This is a genomic window from Candidatus Hydrogenedentota bacterium (assembly GCA_012523015.1).
Lineage (GTDB): Bacteria > Hydrogenedentota > Hydrogenedentia > Hydrogenedentales > CAITNO01 > JAAYBJ01.
The window spans coordinates 16,287-36,466 of record JAAYJI010000145.1; the positions used below are offsets into that span (position 1 = coordinate 16,287).

16 protein-coding genes and 1 pseudogene are annotated in these 20,180 nt (G+C 51.8%); 12 read left to right on the forward strand and 5 right to left on the reverse strand.

The window, feature by feature from the left end:
* The first annotated feature begins 12 nt into the window (after positions 1 to 12).
* The 11 genes and pseudogenes from GX117_06210 (at position 13) to GX117_06260 (ending at position 13,390) form a co-directional block, all read left to right on the forward strand.
* Positions 13 to 1,119, forward strand: coding sequence for a type II and III secretion system protein (locus tag GX117_06210; protein NLO32936.1), 1,107 nt, complete (start codon positions 13 to 15; stop codon positions 1,117 to 1,119).
* The gene (locus GX117_06215; protein ID NLO32937.1) at positions 1,119 to 2,216 is read left to right on the forward strand and encodes a type II and III secretion system protein; all 1,098 of its coding nucleotides are present in this window, start codon (positions 1,119 to 1,121) and stop codon (positions 2,214 to 2,216) included. Before GX117_06210 ends, GX117_06215 begins: the two co-directional genes overlap by 1 nt.
* A 503-nt stretch (positions 2,217 to 2,719) precedes the next feature.
* Positions 2,720 to 3,625, forward strand: a complete 906-nt coding sequence (locus tag GX117_06220; GenBank protein ID NLO32938.1) for an RnfABCDGE type electron transport complex subunit B — start codon at positions 2,720 to 2,722, stop codon at positions 3,623 to 3,625.
* Positions 3,622 to 4,953: an electron transport complex subunit RsxC gene (gene rsxC / locus GX117_06225; GenBank protein ID NLO32939.1), complete on the forward strand. Its 1,332-nt coding sequence runs from the start codon at positions 3,622 to 3,624 to the stop codon at positions 4,951 to 4,953. Before GX117_06220 ends, rsxC begins: the two co-directional genes overlap by 4 nt.
* Positions 4,950 to 6,038: an RnfABCDGE type electron transport complex subunit D gene (locus GX117_06230; GenBank protein NLO32940.1), complete on the forward strand. Its 1,089-nt coding sequence runs from the start codon at positions 4,950 to 4,952 to the stop codon at positions 6,036 to 6,038. Before rsxC ends, GX117_06230 begins: the two co-directional genes overlap by 4 nt.
* Positions 6,035 to 6,721 (forward strand): FMN-binding protein, encoded by a 687-nt coding sequence (locus GX117_06235; GenBank protein ID NLO32941.1) that lies wholly within the window; start codon positions 6,035 to 6,037, stop codon positions 6,719 to 6,721. Before GX117_06230 ends, GX117_06235 begins: the two co-directional genes overlap by 4 nt.
* Before the next feature lie 32 nt (positions 6,722 to 6,753).
* Entirely contained in the window at positions 6,754 to 7,380 is a 627-nt protein-coding gene (locus tag GX117_06240) for an electron transport complex subunit E (protein ID NLO32942.1), read from the forward strand.
* A gap of 12 nt (positions 7,381 to 7,392) precedes the next feature.
* Positions 7,393 to 7,974: pseudogene (locus GX117_06245) on the forward strand (RnfABCDGE type electron transport complex subunit A).
* Between the two features lie 4 nt (positions 7,975 to 7,978).
* Positions 7,979 to 8,200 (forward strand): hypothetical protein, encoded by a 222-nt coding sequence (locus GX117_06250; GenBank protein ID NLO32943.1) that lies wholly within the window; start codon positions 7,979 to 7,981, stop codon positions 8,198 to 8,200.
* Between the two features lie 243 nt (positions 8,201 to 8,443).
* Positions 8,444 to 9,964, forward strand: coding sequence for a hypothetical protein (locus GX117_06255; GenBank protein NLO32944.1), 1,521 nt, complete (start codon positions 8,444 to 8,446; stop codon positions 9,962 to 9,964).
* A gap of 210 nt (positions 9,965 to 10,174) precedes the next feature.
* On the forward strand, positions 10,175 to 13,390 hold the full coding sequence (locus tag GX117_06260) for a family 78 glycoside hydrolase catalytic domain (protein ID NLO32945.1): 3,216 nt from the start codon (positions 10,175 to 10,177) through the stop codon (positions 13,388 to 13,390).
* A 52-nt stretch (positions 13,391 to 13,442) separates the two neighbouring features.
* Here the strand turns inward: GX117_06260 and GX117_06265 are convergent, their stop codons facing one another.
* From GX117_06265 to GX117_06285, 5 genes are all read right to left on the reverse strand, one after another.
* Complete coding sequence (locus tag GX117_06265) at positions 13,443 to 13,580, reverse strand: hypothetical protein (GenBank protein NLO32946.1); 138 nt, start codon at positions 13,578 to 13,580, stop codon at positions 13,443 to 13,445.
* Positions 13,577 to 15,148 (reverse strand): sodium-dependent transporter, encoded by a 1,572-nt coding sequence (locus GX117_06270; protein ID NLO32947.1) that lies wholly within the window; start codon positions 15,146 to 15,148, stop codon positions 13,577 to 13,579. Before GX117_06270 ends, GX117_06265 begins: the two co-directional genes overlap by 4 nt.
* A gap of 180 nt (positions 15,149 to 15,328) precedes the next feature.
* Complete coding sequence (locus GX117_06275; GenBank protein ID NLO32948.1) at positions 15,329 to 18,034, reverse strand: LPS-assembly protein LptD; 2,706 nt, start codon at positions 18,032 to 18,034, stop codon at positions 15,329 to 15,331.
* Between the two features lie 23 nt (positions 18,035 to 18,057).
* A complete protein-coding gene (locus GX117_06280) occupies positions 18,058 to 18,504 on the reverse strand; it encodes a hypothetical protein (GenBank protein ID NLO32949.1) in 447 nt (148 codons plus the stop codon).
* Positions 18,501 to 19,436 (reverse strand): carbohydrate kinase family protein, encoded by a 936-nt coding sequence (locus tag GX117_06285; GenBank protein NLO32950.1) that lies wholly within the window; start codon positions 19,434 to 19,436, stop codon positions 18,501 to 18,503. Before GX117_06285 ends, GX117_06280 begins: the two co-directional genes overlap by 4 nt.
* Positions 19,437 to 19,862: 426 nt before the next feature.
* On the opposite strand from GX117_06285, the gene GX117_06290 reads away from it, so the two are divergent.
* The coding region (locus tag GX117_06290) for a hypothetical protein (GenBank protein NLO32951.1) at positions 19,863 to 20,180 on the forward strand (318 nt) is incomplete at its 3' end.

Sequence of the window (20,180 nt, forward strand, 5' to 3'; positions counted from 1 at the left end):
CTTGGGTTTAACATGAAAACAGCGTGGTACATAGTGCCGGTGTTGCTGGCTTGCGTTGTCGGGGCTGTCGCCCAAGAACAACAAGTCAACGTTGCCGTCAAGATTATTGAATTCCAGACCTCCGCTGGTAAAGAATTCGGATTAAGCTCTTATTTTCGGCATCGTGTTGAGCCGCGTCCCTACGGTATTGTATCCACCGGCAAAGGGATTATTACGGCGGCTTCCACCGCCTTTCCGAATCTCTCGACCGGCGGGGTCACCGTTTTTCTCGATCGCTTGAGCGGCTATTATGGTGATTTTGAAGTGGTGCTGCAGGCACTGGTCGATCAAAACCGCGCCTTCATTCTTTCCCAGCCCAAAGTAATGGTGCCTGTGGGGGTAGAGACTCCAACGGTCATTAAAACCACGCAGGATGTGTCCTATGAAAACACGGTCGTCGTAGGGGCGACCACGACACAGACCACTGCATTCCGCGCAACCGGTGTTACCTTGACTGTGAACGCGCTGCAGGTCGTGGATGATGATGGCGATCCGGCAACGCAAGATGATGTGTTTATCCAATTGCAGTTGATTGCGGAAATTAACGAGGAAGGCGAACGTATTACGGTCGCCTTGGATGATCGAACACCGACGGGAACGCTCTTTACCCAATCTTCCAATGCAATTACCGTGCCTGAGTTTATTTCTCGCAGTATTGATACGACCGTGTGGGTGCGTCAGGATCAGGTGTTGTTGTTGGGCGGCTTGTATCGCAACACCAAAAATAAGAATGTGTCGACGCTGCCTTGGCTGACACAAAGTGAAAACATCGTCAATAACGTCGTGGAACAACTATCCCCTTTTACGGAAACCCCCAAAGTGCCGCTCTCCTCAGCCTTGGGAAATCGTAACCAACGAGAATCACGCCGCGAATTGGTGTTTATGGTGAAAGCCGATCTGTGGCGTAAAGCCTATACAATCACCCAAGCCCATGATCTCTACCATGAGGATGATGAAGAAGTGGAAGAAGACGAAGACATCATCCGGCCCAAACGGAGCGGGCGTTTTGTGGATACTATTCTTGATTCACTAGGGGGTCGTGGTGACAGTGTGGAAAATATTTTGGGAGGACGTGACTAATGAACCTATATGAACGTCTCGCCCGGCTTATGTTGATTTTCACCGTGCTATTCTTAGCTTTTCTGCCCTTGCGCTCTTTGGCTGAAGAAGCTGCAGCACCGGCTGAAGAAGCGCCGCCGCCCGCTGAAGAAGCACCGCCCGCCCCAACCGGACCCGCCGATGTGCGCCAAGTACAGGTAAAAGTTTGGATCAGCGAAACCAATGAACAAGGGCTGCGCAACCTTGGCGCCAATATGACTTTTAACCGCTTTGTAAGAGGCGAAGAACAATCGGGCAGCGTGCAGAGTATCAATCTCAGCACCATGAACGCTTCGGAACGTTTCGCCACGGTGACCATGCCCTATCCCAATACGGAACTTTTCGATACGCCCATGCGCCCCGATTTGGATGGAAATCCGGCAACAGGTCTGCAAACAAAACACGGCGTTGGCTTAGAGTTCAGTGTCATTGATGGGGATAGAGGAACCATTGACGGACTCTTCCATGCTATGGAGCAGAGTGTTGAGTTAGATTTGATTTCCAAACCGGAACTCATTGTGGCGAACGGTCTTTCCGCTACCATCAAGGCTGGCGGACAGGTTCCCTATCAAGATGTGACTTACGCGGGCGTGACTCCGACGCTCAAAGTGGCGTGGCGTGATATTGGCGTTAATTTAAGTCTGATCCCCACGGTCATGCCCAATAATTACGTCAAACTTGATATTGCAGAATTGGAAGTCTCTGATACGGCCCGTATCGATAATATACGAGGCATCGATTTGCCTGTCTTTTCCTCGCGCTCACAGACGGGCACGGTCTTTGTACCTGACGGCACAACCTTAGTTGTCGGTGGTTTATCCAGCCGTGTCGTCCGTCAATCGGAACGGCGTATCCCGATTTTGGGGAAAGTGCCTTTGCTGGGCATTCCCTTCCGAAGCCGCAAGTCAGATGCAGAAGTAACGAGCTTACTTATCTTTGTGTCGCCTACGGTGGTTGATATGCGTGCGCCTACACCGCAAGCCAAAAGCGCCCTGTCCTTCTGGCGCGAACGCGGCTCCGAGTGGGCGAATAAAGATCGTATCGACCGTGAAGTAGACGCCATGGGAGCGGGATACTAATCTCACATCCCATAGTGACACTCATCCTTGTGTCAATCCCCGTGTGATATTCCCCGCCATCCGAAAAGATAATTTATAAAAATACCTTGAACCTGCGATTGTTTATATGGGAAATAGCATTTATGGAACGGCGGCTACTTCCTATAGGATACAAAGGATAACTGTTAAAGTAAAAGTATATTTTGAGAAAGGGGCTTCACTCGTTCGCCTGAAGAATAAATGTCTTCGAGGTTTTCAGTGATAGCAAACACAACCACGAGGCAATTATACAAAAATACTTTATAGTTCAAAACTAGGGCGGCCGTGTGGTTTGTGGTTACCGAGTGAAGGATTACTATTGACCTGTTTCCTTCTATAGTTCGTGATGAGACTTATGCATTTACCTGCGTGTTTAAGTAAGCTTTGATTAGCGTTGCGGTGAAGGTGTATAGTACTTATAACCCAAGCAAACACTGTAGTAATCCATTCACTTTCCCTCCTTTCGAAACAGGAGTATTCCATTTATGACAGGATTATTGATTGCCGGAGGGGTAATGCTCGCCCTCGGCGTATTACTTTCCGGGCTGCTGGCCATTGCCAACCGGAAACTCTATGTCTTTGAAGATCCCCGTATTGATGGGGTTGAAGAACTGCTTCCCGGTGCAAATTGCGGCGCCTGCGGTTTTGCCGGATGCCGCGCCTTTGCAGAGGCCTTGGTCACCGGTACGGCACAGCCCGCCTTATGCACGGTGAACACAGCAGACGGCATTGAAAGCATCGCCTCCTATCTTGGTGTTGAGGCAGGCGAAGGGGTCAAACGGGTAGCACGCCTTGCCTGTGCCGGCGGTGACGGCATCGCCAAACGTTTTGCCCACTATGAAGGCCGAGAAAGCTGCCGCGCTGCTGCGCTTATAGCGGGCGGCGGTAAAGCCTGCACTTACGGATGTCTGGGCTATGGCGATTGTATACGCGTTTGTCCATTCGATGCGATCCACATGAACGAAAATAATTTGCCCGTTGTCGATGAAAAGAAATGCACCGCCTGCGGTAATTGTGTTGTTGAATGTCCCAAGCATCTGTATTCCATCCATCCCGTCGAACATCAACTTTTTGTGGCATGCTCCACGCAGATGCGCGGTAAAGATGCGAAGGAAGCGTGCCGGGTCGCCTGCATCGGCTGCGGTCTTTGCGCGCGGACGCTGCCTGAAGTCATTACCATGAACCAAAATTTGCCTCGCATCGACTACGATAAAAACGAAGCGGCTACACGAGATGCCATTCAACGCTGCCCCAGCGGCGCCATCTGCTGGCTCGAATTAGGCGGCGGCGTCACCTACGGCGCGAAAGCATTGGAGGCGCGCGGCATGGCGTGCACGGTGGAGGCAGAGAAAACACAGTCTAAACAACAGGCGGAGGCAGCCTTATCATGAGTACTTGTATGCCTACTTTCCGACATGGTGTTCATCCTCCCGAATGTAAAGAGACCGCAAGCGCTGAGGTCATACGTATCCCGTGGCCCGACAAAGTGATTGTGTTGTTGTCTCAGCATACGGGCGCGCCAGCCAAGGCGATTGTAAAAAAAAGACAAGACGTGGCGCGCGGCGAAATGATCGCCGAAGCGGGCGGCTTTGTTTCGGTGCCGATGCACGCGCCTATTGCCGGTCAAGTGAAGTCGGTAGACCTTGCCTTGAACCCACGGGGCGAATTATCCCCTGCCATCGAAATCATACGTGACCCGGATCAAGATCCGGAAAGCGTGCGCGGCAGCTTCCAAGATATAGACAGTCTGGAAGGGGATGCTTTGGTAGAGGCGGTTCAAAATACGGGAGCGGTCGGACTGGGCGGAGCTGCATTCCCCACCCATGTGAAAATGAAAGTGCCTGCAGGCCGAAAGATTGAGGCGGTCGTTGTGAACGGCTGTGAATGTGAACCCTATCTCACCACAGACTATAGGGTCATGATGGAGCAGGCGAACCAAATTATCGCAGGCATCCAGATTGCCATGAAAGCGACTAAAGCGCCCAAAGCCATCATCGCCATTGAAAATAATAAGCCTGCTGCCGTTGATGCCATGATGGCGGCTGTGCCCGAGGGTGCGCCGATCACGGTATGCAGCTTGGCGACGAAGTATCCTCAGGGCGCAGAGAAAATGCTGAGTACGGCGCTGCTGGGCCGTGAAGTGCCCTCAGGCGGCCTGCCTAGTGATGTGGGCATGGCTTGTTTTAACGTGGCTACCCTCGCGCAATTGGGTGAACTGCTGCCCTCAGGACGCGGTCTGATTGAGCGCGTGATTACCGTGGCAGGGGGTGGTGTCGAACGGCCCGGCAACTATATGGTTCCGCTGGGCACACCGTTGCGGCACATTATGGAATTTGTCGGCATTCGTCCCGATGCGCGCAAGATTATTAACGGCGGTCCCATGATGGGTACCAGCGTCGCCTCCTTGGACGTGCCCTTGACCAAAGGCACGTCAGGCTTGCTTGTGTTGCGTGATGACGAAATTCGTACGGGTCGGTTGAATGTCTATCCCTGCATCCGCTGCGCCCGCTGTGTGGATGCCTGTCCCGTGTTTTTAAATCCCTCTGACATGGGGTTGCTTGCGCGCAACTCCCGACATGAGGAGAAGGCGGAATCGTACCATCTGTACGACTGTATTGAATGCGGCTGCTGTTCTTATGTCTGTCCGTCAAACATTCCGTTGGTACAGTATTTCCGTATTGGCAAGGCGATGCTCAGAGAAAGGAGCGCAGCGAAATGAGTCCCGCATCTCATACGCATGTATTAGAAATAGGAACGTCCCCGCACATCAAAGGCCCCGAAAGTGTTCCGAACATCATGTTCAACGTCGTATTGGCGTTGATGCCGGTCACGTTTTTTGCGGTGTGGGCTTTTGGAATGAGCGCCTTTCTGCTGCTGGTGACAACGACCTTATCTGCTGTTGCCGCTGAGCATGTTAGTTGTAAGCTTGCGAAGAAACCGACCACGATCCATGATTGGAGTGCCACCATCACGGGATTGATTCTTGGTCTGACCCTGCCTCCCGGTACGCCCTTATGGATGGGTGCCTTGGGCGGTATTTTCGGCGTGATTATCACCAAAGCGCTTTTCGGCGGCTTAGGATACAATTGTTTTAACCCTGCACTGGTGGGGCGCGCCTTCCTCCAAATTTCTTTTCCCGTTGCAATCACGACGTGGACGCCGTCGGGCTTACCCGGCCGCTTTTTACATCTCATCCCTTCCACGTTGTCTGCTCCCTTTATGGAGCCCAATGCTGATGCCGTGAAGAGCTACGTGGCGAACGCTTTATCCTCCGCGGGCATTGACGGTTGGTCCGGCGCGACACCCTTGTCCATGTGGAAGTTTGCCGATGTACCCGAATTTGAATCTACGTGGAATCTCTTCTCGGGCATGGTCTCGGGATCTACCGGCGAAACTGCCTCATGGCTGATTTTGCTGGGCGGCGCTTACCTCATCTGGCGCAACATGATGAATTGGCGCATTCCTGCCGGCATGTTAGGAGCCGTCTTCTTCGTGAGCGGCGCGTTGTGGCTTACAGATCGCAGCGCCTATCCTGATCCCGTTTTCATGCTCTTCTCCGGCGGGCTGCTCTTTGGCGCGGTTTTTATGGCGTCAGACATGGTCGCTTCGCCCATGACCTCCCTGGGCGTGTGGATCTATGGCGCTTTTATTGGTGTTGCCACGACGGTGATCCGCCTAAAGGGAGCGCTGCCTGAGGGTGTGATGTTTGCAATTTTGCTGGGTAATGCGCTGTCACCTTTGATTACCGATATTACGCAGCCTGCCACCTATGGTATTAAAAAGAAAGGCCTTTTCAGGATATGACGACACAGCTTCAAGCAGTCGATGCGCCGGTCACTCCGCCTGATTCCGACAGCAGCTTCCCGATGTTTCGTACACTGGGCGGGTTGGCACTCTTATCCGGATGTCTGCTTTCATTGGTATTTCAGCTCACGAAAGACCGCATCGAACATAATTTTGAGGAGCGCGTCCGCGAAGCGGTATTTGAACTGCTGCCCGGCGCAACGGAACAAAAAATTCTTGAATTCATCGGAACCGATGAACGGATCGGGGAAGTTCCCTTTACCGCCTATGCGGGCTATGACGAAACGGGAAGACTTATCGGCGTGGCGTTGGAAGCCGTCGATGGCAACGGTTACAGCGGTGAGATTCGTTTTCTTTATGGATATTTGCCCGACAAAGAACGGGTTGTGGGCATGAAAGTGTTGTTGTGTAAAGAAACCCCCGGTCTGGGCGATAAGATCAAGACAGACGAGAATTTCATCGCGAATTTCAGACAGCTGGATGTGACCTTGAATGAGGATGCCTCCGCCCTTGAAGTACCCCTTTCCTTTGCTAAACCAGGGCAGGGCGGCGGCCGTGGTCAGATAGAAGGTATTTCCGGAGCGACCATCTCTTCGAAATCAGTTTTTCAGGCTATCGATTCCAGCACGCGACTGAAACTTCCCGTTATTCAACACCATCTGAGCGAATTGCAGGAGAATTAACTGTGAATGAACAATCCAAACCGGCTGCATCCATGGATGTTTTTCTTCGTGGTGTATGGCAGGAAAATCCCGTCTTCGTCATGTTGCTGGGCACCTGTCCCACACTGGCGGTGACCAATAAAGTCATTAACTGTTTTGCCATGGGCGTATCAGTACTTTTTGTGTTGGTCATGTCGGGACTGCTCATTTCCTTGCTGCGCAATTTCATCCCGAAACAAGTTCGTATTGCCAGTTTCATCATCATCATCGCCACCTTCGTGACCATGGTCGATTATGCGATCCAATCCATCAGCCTGAACCTTTATGACAGTCTGGGCGCTTTCATTCAATTGATCGTGGTTAACTGCATTATTTTGGGCCGTGCTGAAGCTTTCGCATCGAAGAACGGGCCTGTACGCTCCATGTTGGATGCCATCGGCATGGGGCTCGGATTTACTTTTGCCCTGCTCTGTTTGGGGGTCATCCGTGAAGTGCTCGGAAACGGCACCCTGTTGATGGATACGCCTTTTGAAATCTCGCTCTTTGGCGAACATTTTGCGCCTTGGTCCATTATGATCCTGCCTCCGGGCGGATTCTTTGTGCTGGGTCTTGAATTAATTCTCTTTGCTTGGCTGCGTAAATGGCGTGAAGCGCGGCAAGTAAAGACAGCCGCTATCTAGGAAAGCTGTGCTATGAATACAGAATCTCTTCCTTGAATTTTTATTGCTACCGTAATCGTAAACAACTTTGTGTTGATTATGTTTCCAGGCATATGCGCCTTTCTCGGCGTATCCTCGAAAAAAGAAACAGCAACACGTATGGGCATTGCGGTCACCTTCGTGCTCATCGTCAGTTCCATTTGTGCCTATGGCATCAATATTGTCTTGAATTATGTGGGCGCACCCTACCTGACCCTCATTTGTTATATTGCGGTTATCGCCGCTGCCGTGCAGCTGGTCGAAATGGTGATCAAGAAATATAGCCCCGGACTCTTTCGTGCCCTCGGCATCTTCTTGCCCCTCATCACGACAAACTGCGCCATTCTCGGCCTTGCGTTGTTCCAGACCCAAAAGGGCTATAACTTTGTGCAATGTCTCGTTTATGCCGTCGGTGCCGGCGCAGGATTTACGTTGGCGTTGGTGATCATGGCAGGGATGCGCGAAAAATTGGAACTTGCCGATGTACCCGACATCGCACAAGGTGCTGCCATCACCTTGATCCTTGCGGGGATCTTGTCCCTTGCCTTTATGGGCTTTGCCGGCTTAGGCGGATGATGTCATGGTCACTTACTTTTCTCATGTTGCCCTTGCTGTCGCGATCCTGTTTCCAGTCTTAGGACTTTGGGTATTGATCCAGCGCTGGGCACGCAAGGCAGACCACCTTCCCCCGGACCGTGATATGCTTGACCGCCCGGAAAAGAAGTGCAGCCATTGCGGGATGCACGGGACTTGCGGCGCTATATCTGCAGCAAAGCCGGACGATACCAAAACACTGCATTAACCGCGCCGGATCCTCTCTCTTAACCTATCCTGCCCCCAGCGTCTCATACGCCGCCCTTGCTCTTTTCCTTGACCTTTAGGTGAAGCAGGGGGAAAGGTATATTTATGGGTTAAAATCTTGACACACCAACACCGATTCTATATGATTATATTGGTTGGGATTAACTCAATATTCGTGTTTTGAATAGATATCTATTTCGGAAATGTACTATCGATTCTTAGGATCGACAAAGGAAGGCGACCCATGAAAAGGCGAGGAAGAACTGCGATCGTTGGCCTAATCGTTACACTGATTGTAGTGGCCTTTGCAGCAGGTTCGGCTGATGCGATTATTGAAATATCAACTGCTTATGAATTACAAAAGATCGGCAGTGTCGCCGGATGGTCGTTGGAGGACAGTTATGTGCTCATCAATGATATTGATGCAAGCAGCACGGTGGATTGGAACGACGGGAAAGGCTTTTCACCTATCGGGAACAAAAGCGAGCCTTTTTTGGGCAGTATAGACGGGCAAAGATTTGTTATTCGAGGATTGGTTATTGATAAGCCCTTGCAAGATGGGGTGGGGCTTATTGGCGCTATGAGTATGGGCGCTTCCCTCAACAATATTTGGCTGGAGGACTGCGAAGTCATGAGTCAGGGCCATTATAATCATGTGGGACTCCTTGTCGGCTACAAGAACGGCGGCACCATCGAGAATTGTCATGGGACGGGAAAGATTACGGGATCCAATTTTGTGGGTGGGATCGTGGGCAGCAATGAAGCGGGTTTGATTAGCGGCTGCTCTGCCCGGTGCGAGGTGGTCAGCAATCAGTATTATGTGGGCGGACTTGTCGGATACAACGAAGATACGATCAGCAGCAGCTGCGCCGTTGGCATGGTTACGGGGCAACAAAGTGTTGGCGGTCTTGTCGGCGAAAGTGGCGGCGGCACGATTAGCGGCTGTTATGCAGCGTGCGACGCCATGAGTAATAGCTATTATGTTGGCGGTCTCATCGGGAATCTGAAAGATACGACGGTCAACAACTGCTATGCCATGGGTTCGGTCGTCGGCGGCAACCTATACAACGTTGGCGGCCTCATTGGAAATATGCAAAGCAGCTCCGTTGTCAATTGCTATAGTAAAGTAAAAGTTACGGGAGCCGGCTTCGCTGTGGGTGGTTTTGCCGGATACAATTACAATACCGAAACGGCGGCTTGCTATTGGGATTTGGATCGTTCCGGACAGACGACGAGCGCAGGAGGAGAAGGGCGTACAACAGTGCAGATGCGCTACCCTTACGACGGCAACACCTATGAAGCATGGGACTTTGTGTATACCTGGGCTCATGATGTAGAGTCAGAATTCAACGGCGGATATCCATATCTGCAAGCGGTACAGCCCGAGCCGGACTATGTAGGTGACAGCGAGACACCGAAGGAGGGTGAGGAGAGTGGGGAAGGAGAAAATTCAGCCGAAGGCGAAACAACTGTTGAAGGCGAAACGATTGTCGAAGGCGAAGCGACTGTCGAAGGTGAAGACGAAACAACCGTTGAAGGCGAAGGCGAAGCGACTGTCGAAGGTGAAGACGAAACAACCGTTGAAGGCGAAGGCGAAGCGACTGTCGAAGGCGAAGAGGATGATTTGGATCCGGGCAGCGGCTGCTGCAAGGCGAATGATAAGTTGCTGTCCTTGCCGGAATTGATAGAAAAGACACTGGGCGATTGGCTTGTCATTGGTATGAGCCTCGTGGGTCTGGGCGTTATTTCGCGGCGCCGCGTCTGATACAATTCAAATCGAATGTTAGAAGAGGAGCACCTTTTTTAAGGACTTCTGTTACTGATTTTTAAACACCCCCCTTTCTTTCGTATGATTAAGCGGATTATGTACGCATTTTCATGCGGTCTTTCTCCGTTTAACGAATTTGGGATCACCGGAATACTTTCGTGATCTCAGTCTTTGCTGTGTTTCACCATCAATCAAAGGAACTGCGCCATGTTTTCTTTAACGAGCCTGTTCGCCCTTGCCAGTGTCACGCTTGTAGGAGTATCATCCACTATGCAGCCGATTTCTCTCACTACCGAATACCGTATTAATCCTGAGGGTATTGATGTGCCCTCTCCTCGTTTTTCATGGATGTTGGAAGCGGAACAGCGCGATCGTGTCCAGAGTGCCTACCAGATTTTGTGTGCTGATTCGGAGGCGCACTTGGCTCAAGACGAAGGAAACTTGTGGGATTCGGGGCAAGTCGATTCAAGCGATTCACTGCACATCCCTTATGAAGGGGTCGCCTTAGGATCACGGACGCTGTGTTGGTGGGAGCTGCGCGTTTGGGACAACGAGGGCGCTGTGTCTGCATGGAGTGCGCCCGCTCGTTTCAGTGTGGGGCTCTTAGAAAAAGAAGATTGGCAGGCGCAATGGATTGGCGGTTCGCAAGAGGATCTCGTTGATTTAGAAATTGCCGGCGCGCCAAATGTGGATCAGGCACGATGGATCTGGTATCCCGATGAGAAGCCGAATGAAAATGCGCCCGAGGGAGATTGTTGGTTCCGCTATAGCCTTGAATTGCCGTCCTCCATGGGTATTATCAGCGCCCGTCTTTTCATGGCGGTAGACAACAGCGCGGAACTATGGATCAACGGCGCTCAGGTCGGTTTAGGAGAAGGGACGATCGATAATTGGAAGCGGATCCGTCCTTTTTTGGTGGAAGGATTTTTGAAACCGGGCAGCAATACGCTGGCGGTAAAAGCGCACAATACAAACGGACCGGCAGGCTGGATTGCTGCTTTGCGCATCGTGGGCAACAACGGCACAACCGTTGATTTATATTCCGGAAAAGATTGGAAGTGCAGCAATGAGGATCCCGGCAAGAATTGGTTGGCTGCCGAATTTGACGACAGCAGCTGGCGCAATGCTTTTGAGATTGGTCTTCTCCGTTCGGCTCCTTGGGAAGAGAGTGTGGTGCATCATGCGCAATTTAGGCCGGTAGCGCAGCTGCGCCGCAGTTTCGAAGCGAAGCCCGAGCTTCGCCGTGCCGTCCTATATGTAACGGCTTTGGGTATTGCAGATTTCCGGTTGAACGGAAAGCGGATAAGCGCAGATTATTTCACGCCGGGCTGGACTGATTATCGGAAACGCTTGTATTACCACACCTACGATGTGAGCGAGATGCTGCGCAGCGGTGAGACCAACGTGTTAAGCGCGCGCTTGGCGAACGGATGGTACGCCGGTCATATTGGACATAAATTCCCGGGACTCTATGGCACCCGCCCCAAATTATATGGTCAGCTGGAACTGGAATACGCCGATGGTACGCGTGAGTGCATCCCCACGGATGGCGAATGGCGCTGCAGTTACGGCGAGATTCGCGGTGCAGATCTCTTGCAAGGGGAGAACTATGATCTACGCCTTTCCACGCCGGGATGGACCGGCGTCGATTTTGATGATGCCTCTTGGGAGCCGGTAACGCTTGCGGAACCTGAGATTGTGCCGCCCCTCCTTGAAGCTTATCCCGGCGCGCCTGTGCGCCAATTTGAACGGTTCACGGCGCAAAGCTGCACTGAACCCGAAGCCGGTGTTTATGTGTACGATCTGGGTCAAAATATAGTGGGTTGGGTACGCCTTCAGCTGGCGGGAAAAGCGGATCAGCGCATTCAAGTGCGCCATGCGGAAATGCTCCAAGACAACGGCATGGTTTATACGGAGGCGCTGCGCAGTGCGCAGGCGGCAGATACCTATCTGCTCGCTCAGGACGGCGATGTTGTGCTGGAACCTGCCTTCACCTTTCATGGCTTTCGCTATGTGGAAATTCGAGGTCTGGAAGCTGCGCTGCCGCCCGAAGCGGTTACAGGCATCATGATGCAGGCTGACGTGCCGATTACGGCGCATTTTGAAAGTTCCAATCCGCTGTTAAACCAGCTTGCCCATAATATTGCCTGGGGATTGAAAGGTAATTATCTGGAGGCTCCCACCGATTGTCCGCAGCGTGATGAACGGCTGGGCTGGACCGGCGACGCACAATTCTTCATGCCCACTGCCCTGTATACGGCGGGCATAGGCGCGGTCTTTAATAAGTGGCGCGTCGATCTGATCGAGGACGGTCAATTGGAAAACGGCAGTTTTCCCCATGTCGCTCCTGACGTTATTTTCTCGGGCGGAGCGGTGGCGTGGGGAGATGCTGCGATGATCTGCCCTTGGCTCTACTACCAGTTTTATGGTGACAAGAGTATTATTGAGCGCCACTATGACCGCCTTATAAAAGGCATGGATTTCTTGGAAAGTACGAGCAGCAATTATATCCGTAAAGACCTTGGTTTCGGCGATTGGCTCAACCTTGGCGGCGGCGCAAAAGATGAAGTTATTTGCACGGCCTATTTTGCCTATTTGGCAGATATCATGTCGCAGATGGCAGATGTTATCGGCCGTCGTGAAGAGGCGGCTCGCTACGCGGCGCTCCATCAGACGATACGCCAAACCTTTATCGATAATTTTGTTGATGAGGAAGGCCGCATTCTGGAAAGCAGTCAGACCGGTTACGCCTTGGCTTTTGCTTTTGATCTGATCCCTGAAGACTTACGCGAAAAAGCGGCTGAAAATTATCTGAAAGAAATCGAGCGCTTCGATGGTCATCTGGCGACAGGCTTCATTGGAACGCCGCGCCTGCTGCCCACGCTGAGCTTGGCAGGACATGACGATGTGGCTTACAGTTTGCTCATGAATACGGATTATCCGTCGTGGTTGTTTCAGGTGATCCAAGGCGCTACGACCATGTGGGAACGGTGGAACGGGTGGACCCCCGACGAAGGCTTCTCCGATTCAAGGATGAATTCCTTCAACCACTATGCCTTTGGTGCCGTGGGAGAATGGCTGTACAGCCGAATTGCAGGTATACGTTTGGAGACCCCCGGCTTTAAACGAATTCGCATTGAACCGGTACCGGGCGGCGGGTTGACCAATGCCTCCATGCTGTATCAGTCCATACGGGGTACCATCTTGTCGTCGTGGCGGATTGAAGATGGACAATTCTTTTTGGATGTGGACATACCCGCCAATACGACGGCAACTGTGCGTATTCCCACATCGGATGCCGACGGCGTGATGGAAGGCGGCGAGAGTCTAGATAGCGTGGGCATTGTGAAAGAGAGCAGCGATGCGGAAAGTATTTCTTTTCACATTGGCTCCGGAAAATATCGTTTCCAAGCGGCGCTTTGATAGGAAGCGTGTAGAATGCTAGGGAGCGATAGATGGTCGCGCCTGTGTGAGATTAACGGATCATTTCTTCGTTGGAGTCGGTGCCTTCCGAGGGCTGTTTTTTCCAAAACATGCGTCGGAAACAAAAGATGTTCAGTGCGAAGATAATGATCCAGATGGAACCCATAAAGAGCCACGATAGGGTGGTCATGATGCTTCCTCCTCGACGGTGGGGAGCTCGTCATCAAGCGTGCTGTTATGGTTGCGCCATGCATAGCGCACGGCTGCGATGAGCGCCAATGCCGTGCCGATAATCATGATCCGTGCCAGCCACAGGTAGGGTTGGGATTGTGCTTCCACATTTTTCATGAGCAAGCGTGCCAACAATCCATCGTAGGCATACCAGATTAAGAGAAGCGCCATGAAGGTGGGGGTGATGTATTTCATGATGTAGAAAAAGATGCGGGGCACACGAAGATCTGCGCCCAGGTGCATTTCTTTCCAGCCTTTGCTCATGCCGAAGATCCAGGAAAAGATAACGGTTTCGATGGCGGCGAAGAGTACGAGCCCAAAGTCGCCCACCCAATAATCGATTTCGTCGAGTACGCCGCGGTGCATAAACAAAACGACGGGCTGCATGATGATGAACACGCTTACCGCGATGAATTTCACGCCCTGTTCGCGGGTGAGCCGTAGCTCTTCTTCCAGAAAAACGAGGAGGGGTGTAAACATGGCCATGGATGAGGTTAAGCCTGCGAGGAACAAAAGCAAAAACCACAGGGTCCCGAAAAACTGTCCTGCAGGCATTTGTTGGAATATGACGGGCAGCGCAAAGAAGCCTAGGGAGAAGGTTCCTTCCTGTGCGATGGTTTGCGCTTGGGCAACACCAAAAAAGAGGACTGCTGCCGGTATGGCAATGGTCCCGCCCAAAATGACTTCTGCGAATTCGTTGGTGGCGCAGGCGCTCAATCCGCTCAGGACGATATCGTGTTTTTTTCTCAAATAACTGGCGTAGGTGTGAATCATGCCCAGCCCCACGCTGAGCGTGAAAAAGACTTGCCCTGTGGCTGCGATCCACACGTCAGAAGAGAAAAGGGTGCTCCAGTCGTCAATGTGCCAAATCTGACCCAGTCCCACGCCGATGCTGCGCCCCTCCATAGGGGGGAGCGTCAAGACGCGGATGGCAAGGATGATACCAATAAAGAGGAGCAGGGGCATGCAATATTTCGCTACAATTTCAATGCCCCGCGAGATGCCGCGGCTGAAGACAATCACGTTGACCGCAAAGGTGATGAGAAAAAACAGATAGGATTGGGGGTTAAACGCGAAGAAGCCATCCTTCATACCAAGGTAATTGGAAAAAACGGTTTTCATTTCGCCGTGGCTTGTTTGACCCCAGTAACTGCCGGTCATGGTTTGCCAAGCGTATCCAAGGGACCACGATTCAATGTAAATGTAATAGACGCCGACCATGGCGGGCAGGAGTATGCCGAAAATACCTAAGTATTTGGCTGCGGGATGGCGCCAGAGGCGGTGGAACATGCCGGGCGTACTGCCATGACCGTATCCGCCGCCATAGCGGCCGATGGACCATTCCATCCACATGAGGGGTATGCCCAATAAGGTCAATGCGCATAAGTAGGGGATCATAAAAGCGCCGCCGAACTGTGCCGCTTTTCCGGGGAACCGCAAAAAGTTGCCGAGCCCTACGGCATTTCCGGCCATGGCCATGATCAGGCCGAAACGGGTTGCCCATCCGTCATGGCGTCGCTGCTTCATCCTCTTCTCTCCATGAATACTCCTTGGTGTTGCGCTTTATATTTTTTCGTCACTCCCCTTATGCATCATCGTGAGCAACACACAGTCCCTATTGGTGAATCGATATATTTCCAAAGAGCGGATCATCGTTTCCTTTTTTTCAAGCATACCAAAATCCCGGACTCCGCTTAAAGGGAAGTTTTAGAAGCGGATGGTATTGCCCGGGAATGCGACCAAACTGACTTCCACATTCACATCAAATCCGGATTCGCGGTCTCGGAAACGGAGCGCCGTTTCCAGACAATCAAAGGCGTGCCGAATTTCATAGGTTTGGTTGCGCATATAATTATCTTTGATATTGTAGATATGTTCGAAGCCGATTGCCCAAGTATCACTTAGTTTATAGCCCATGCCGTACAAAATTTCTTGATTGTAAATTTCACCCCGTGTATCGGTATAGGCGAATCCTAGACGGCCGGATACTTTACCGCCCAAGGGGGTCTTATCGTAGTAGACCTGCGTCAACAACCTGGAGAAGTCGGCATTCATAGCCTTACAGTATTCTGCTTCGTGGTTAAAGGATCTGTCGAAGAGGCGTTCATAGCCTTGGTAAAACCAGCGTTTGTATAAGGGCGGCGCGTCATCGGGAACGATGAAGCCGCGCACATTGTGTTTTTCGCCGATGAGCTGGAATCCCCACCAGGAACGGGGGCGAATGTCCACTTCAAATTCGTAGTCATCGGCTTTGCGTACTTCGTTCCAGAAATCATTGCCTTGGTATAAGGTCAGTCGGGCCACCTGCCACACATCGTTGGTCTCCGCATCCCGCCCGTAAATGACATTATTGATTTTTGTTTCGATGCGGCTTCGTCCATAGACGTTGTCATAGCTGTCATAAAAGGGTGTCTTTTGTGAAGCGAGGGTCGGGCTCGTTCGGTAGGAATAGGTGACGGAAGGTTCGAGTACATGTTTGAATCCGGAAAAGCTTAAGGCTCCCGGATAAATTTTGTGCATCCGGGTCTGGGCAGTCACGCCCATATGGTTCGAGAAGCGTGTTGCATCTTCGCTGCCCTCAAGGGTGCGGTGATACCATGCTCCGGCCGCCTCATAGAAGGGGGTAATATTGAGACTTTTCGCGGGCTCCCAGTCATAGGTCAGCCTGGCGATATGCAGGCTCCGTGCGCCTTCCTGATCCAGCCATTTGCGTCGGTTATAGCCGGTGAGCGTGTCATAAGATACGTAGAAATTTTCGGCAAGGGGCCGCTCAATCAAGTGGAAAGCTACTTCCGGCAATTGTTCTGCTTCGTTGATCCAGCCGTGGGTATTCACCCGTGCCGTACCGGCTGCGATAAAGTCTTCTGTTCGGTATCTGATGTCGGCAAAAGTGCGCGGCTCCGTACGGTTGCGATAGTCTTCGTAGAAAAAGTCTTTATAAAAATCCTCATCAGACCATTGTTCGGCTTCCATGCGCAACACCAGATCTTTGTCATATTCCCAACGATGACGAAGGAGCCCATAACCTCGGTCACTGGTCGTATGGAGTCCGTGGATCTCACCTTTGCTGCGGTAGAGGGGGGAGGTGGGCTTGTTCATAAAGTCGTAGTATAGGTCGCCTCCCAGACCGACACCTTCTTTCTCTGTGGGCATGATTCTCGGCCCGGCACTGATTTCCGGGGTGATCTCAAACTGGGTGCCTACATTGGCGAAATAGCCCAATTCCGCGCGCCGTCCGCCGTCATAATCCAAGGTATAGGGACTATCTTCGCCGCTGCGGAAAAAGGGAATATAGAAGGGTGTTTTCACACGGCCCAGATAGAGGCGTGCTTTACGAAGGGTAACCTCTTCTGCGCCTTTTAAGGTTAATTCTTTCACGTGAATGCGGTAGTGCGGGTTCGGTCTCGGGCAGGTGGTTAGCCACGCATCTTTGATGACCGCATCTTCGTGGCTGTTGATTTGGATATAGGCGGCTTCATAATAAAATACAGTGGCAAGCCCCCGCGCGTTATGCAGTTCTCCACACTCTTTGGCAAAGTCGTAATCCACATAATCGGCGTACAACTCACGGGTTGGTTCTACGACGTGCAGATTTTCCGCGAGAAGGCGGCCCATACTCAAGCGCCGTTTTGCAAAACTTCCTTCGTCCGGGCCCGGCTCCAAGATAAAGGAACGTTCTACAAGCTCTTGTTCGGGCGTGGTGTAGGTGAGTGAGTCTGCGGTCAGTTCGGATTCATGTTGGTAGACACGGACCTGTCCTTGTGCTTGGTAATGCCCTTCCGTTTCGGAATAGCGAAAGGAATCGGATTCAAAGAGCATGGAACCCAATCGCAAATGAACATTGTCGTTTAATACGGTTTCGCCCGTTGTTAAATCGGCCACCATAGAATCGGCCTTAATGTCACGCAGGGGTTCCGTCCAGTCGGGCGGCTCAAATCCCAAACTCATTTCACCGAACTCCAAGGGTCGGAGCAGCGCTTTTTGGAGTGCATGTTTATCCAATTGTTCAAGAGGATTGGGGGAGGGGTGGCCTAACTTCGAGCTGTATAAGGTTGCGGAGCTCACAGCTTGGGGCTCTTTAGCTTCCGTTTCCGTTTCTTCCGCTACTTCAGCCGCTTCCATCGCTTCCCGCTCATCAGCTGCTTCCTGAATGATGTCCTTAGCAATGGTGATGCTCACTGGTTCAACGGCTTCTTCTATGGAAAGGGCTTCCGCAATGATCCATTCTGAATCGCTGTTTATTTCGGAGCTCTGTTGCGTATCGCGCAATTGAACGAGAGTTGCCAAGCCTTTATTAAAGTTTGCTCGGTTCGTCTCATGGTCGCGCATCTTTTGCGTCGAATCGGCCCATGCGGCTCCTGCAAGAAGAAGGGCTATGAACAAAACTATATAGGATCCGGAGGAGGATTTCATCGGAATTCCATCTTGGTTAAAGGTTATTTGTGGACGACAAACCAAAAGGTCATCACCGGTTGTGTGCCGTAAGAAGTCGAAGGAGAAGGACTCACTTCGGTAACAGGTGCCGGTGTTTGATTTTGTGTTGGCATGGGTGCCGGTGTCTGCACAGGTGTCGGCGCCGGTACCGGAGCTGGTGTCGGAAGGGCAGGCTCCGGCGTCATTTGGTTCACAGACCTCGCCACGGGGTTGCCGTGTTCATCATATTCCCATTGCAATTCTTGCGCACCTTCGTCGTAGCGTTGACGCGCTTCGGCTTCAACGGCGTTCAGCTCTTCTTTAACATTGGGCAGTGCGGGCGCTGTGGTGACAGGCGCGCCGCTCATGCTCATGCCCGGAGGCGGTGCAAGTTCTGCTTCCTTGATAACGACAGTACCGGGATTTTGTCCGGAAAGGGCTAAGACAATACAAATTAGTAATGCACTCATGCCAAAGTCTCCATAAATGCCAAGGTTTCGTCTAAGCCGGTGATGGCTTCTGCGCCGCCCATTTGCTGCACGGTCAGCCCGCCCACCGCATTGGCGAGCCGCACACATTTTTCCAGGGACCAGCCTTGTCGTTTTCCATAAAGGAATCCACCGCAGCTTGCGTCGCCTGCGCCGGTGGAGTCGACAACGTCAACCTTGTGCGCCGGCAGCTGAACCGTTTCTTTTTGATCCCGAGCGTAGATGCCGTCTGCGCCGAGTTTGATCACAGCAGTTTTAACGCCATGATCCAAGTAGAAGGAAGCAATGCTTTCCGGCGTCTGACAGCCGGTGTAGTGGCTCGCCTCTTCGAAGCTGGAAAAGATAATGTCGAGATGGGGCAGCGACGCGGCAATTAAGGGAAGCCAAATCCCTTTACCATCAAAACAGGTGTCCATGCTTGTGATGACACCGAGGGTTTGAGCGCGCTGAAAGACGCGGCCCATGGGGTCTCCATCCAAGCGCGGCATAATCGCGGGTCCGCCCCAATGGAACAAGTGAGAGGCGCCGATCATCTCATAATCAGCGTCTTCTTCGCAGGTGTCCGCATTGGTGCCCACGTGATGCAAAAAGGTGCGTTCCCCTGTTCCGTCAACAAGCACTACGGTGGCGGAGGAAAGAATGTTATTCACGCGCTTTACGCCGTCTACATTGACTTTATTGCGTTGCAGTGCAGAAAGAAGATAATCACCGAAACCATCTTTTCCCAGTCTGCCGAGGAAGGCGGCACGACCGCCCAATTGACTGAAAATACTGGCGGTAACGGCGGCAAGCCCTCCCAGATGCATTTCCAAACGAGGAACCAGTTTGAGGGTGCCTCGTTTCGGCATCTCATCTACAGGCCGCACCATAATATCAGCGCACACAACGCCTATTGACACGAGATCAAATTGCATTCAAACCGTCCTTTGTGTTTGCCCAATTGAAAATCGTTTTATAGAAAAACAATAAGCTTTACTCTATGAGCGGTAAAATTCGAGATTTAGTACGGGGTATAAATGCCCAAATTCATGATACCCATGATCCCGAAAATACCTGCCCGGATGAATCCTGAAGCCCAATTTATTCTATAGGAAGAGTATATCAAGACTTTGGCATATTCTCAAAGCCGCCGGGATAAATCGCTCCATAGTGCGGCACAAAAAGATGCCCGTAAAAATCCTGAGATCGAAGCCTGTGCCGCAACTCATAAAAGAGATAGAATAGACAAAGAACCGTATGGAATAGTTAAGGCAGACGGCGTTGTTCCCACTAACAGGATTAACGTTTTTTTGAAGAAATGGCGGATGAGTGGAGATGCCTTAAACGAAGGAAGCTTTATCATGATAAAAAAAGCGCTGAATAGCTATGGTTGCCGAGTCACATTAATGTTGGCGTTGATGATTCTCATCACTTCCTGTGCGAGCGACGGCGGCAGTATCTTTGCCCGCCGTGCGCCAACGACCCTTTCTTTGTCTGAGGATTCCCCCTTGCCTGATGCGGCTGAAGAAGAGGCAGCGGAGGAGGAAATCGTAGTGGAGGAAGCGCTTGTTGAGGAGGAAGCGCTCCCGGAAATAGAAACGGTATCTGAAGCCGTGTCGGAGGAAGAAGTTGCACTTGACACAAGGCCGGAGTCGGAGCCTGTAGAAGTGGTGCAAGAA

Bases quoted from the DNA above. Each gene is read 5' to 3' on its own strand.
- GX117_06210 (NLO32936.1), top strand. From the start codon at position 13: ATGAAAACAGCGTGGTACATAGTGCCGGTGTTGCTGGCTTGCGTTGTC.
- GX117_06215 (NLO32937.1), top strand. From the start codon at position 1,119: ATGAACCTATATGAACGTCTCGCCCGGCTTATGTTGATTTTCACCGTG.
- GX117_06220 (NLO32938.1), top strand. From the start codon at position 2,720: ATGACAGGATTATTGATTGCCGGAGGGGTAATGCTCGCCCTCGGCGTA.
- rsxC (NLO32939.1), top strand. From the start codon at position 3,622: ATGAGTACTTGTATGCCTACTTTCCGACATGGTGTTCATCCTCCCGAA.
- GX117_06230 (NLO32940.1), top strand. From the start codon at position 4,950: ATGAGTCCCGCATCTCATACGCATGTATTAGAAATAGGAACGTCCCCG.
- GX117_06235 (NLO32941.1), top strand. From the start codon at position 6,035: ATGACGACACAGCTTCAAGCAGTCGATGCGCCGGTCACTCCGCCTGAT.
- GX117_06240 (NLO32942.1), top strand. From the start codon at position 6,754: ATGGATGTTTTTCTTCGTGGTGTATGGCAGGAAAATCCCGTCTTCGTC.
- GX117_06250 (NLO32943.1), top strand. From the start codon at position 7,979: ATGGTCACTTACTTTTCTCATGTTGCCCTTGCTGTCGCGATCCTGTTT.
- GX117_06255 (NLO32944.1), top strand. From the start codon at position 8,444: ATGAAAAGGCGAGGAAGAACTGCGATCGTTGGCCTAATCGTTACACTG.
- GX117_06260 (NLO32945.1), top strand. From the start codon at position 10,175: ATGTTTTCTTTAACGAGCCTGTTCGCCCTTGCCAGTGTCACGCTTGTA.
- GX117_06265 (NLO32946.1), bottom strand. From the start codon at position 13,580: ATGACCACCCTATCGTGGCTCTTTATGGGTTCCATCTGGATCATTATC.
- GX117_06270 (NLO32947.1), bottom strand. From the start codon at position 15,148: ATGAAGCAGCGACGCCATGACGGATGGGCAACCCGTTTCGGCCTGATC.
- GX117_06275 (NLO32948.1), bottom strand. From the start codon at position 18,034: ATGAAATCCTCCTCCGGATCCTATATAGTTTTGTTCATAGCCCTTCTT.
- GX117_06280 (NLO32949.1), bottom strand. From the start codon at position 18,504: ATGAGTGCATTACTAATTTGTATTGTCTTAGCCCTTTCCGGACAAAAT.
- GX117_06285 (NLO32950.1), bottom strand. From the start codon at position 19,436: ATGCAATTTGATCTCGTGTCAATAGGCGTTGTGTGCGCTGATATTATG.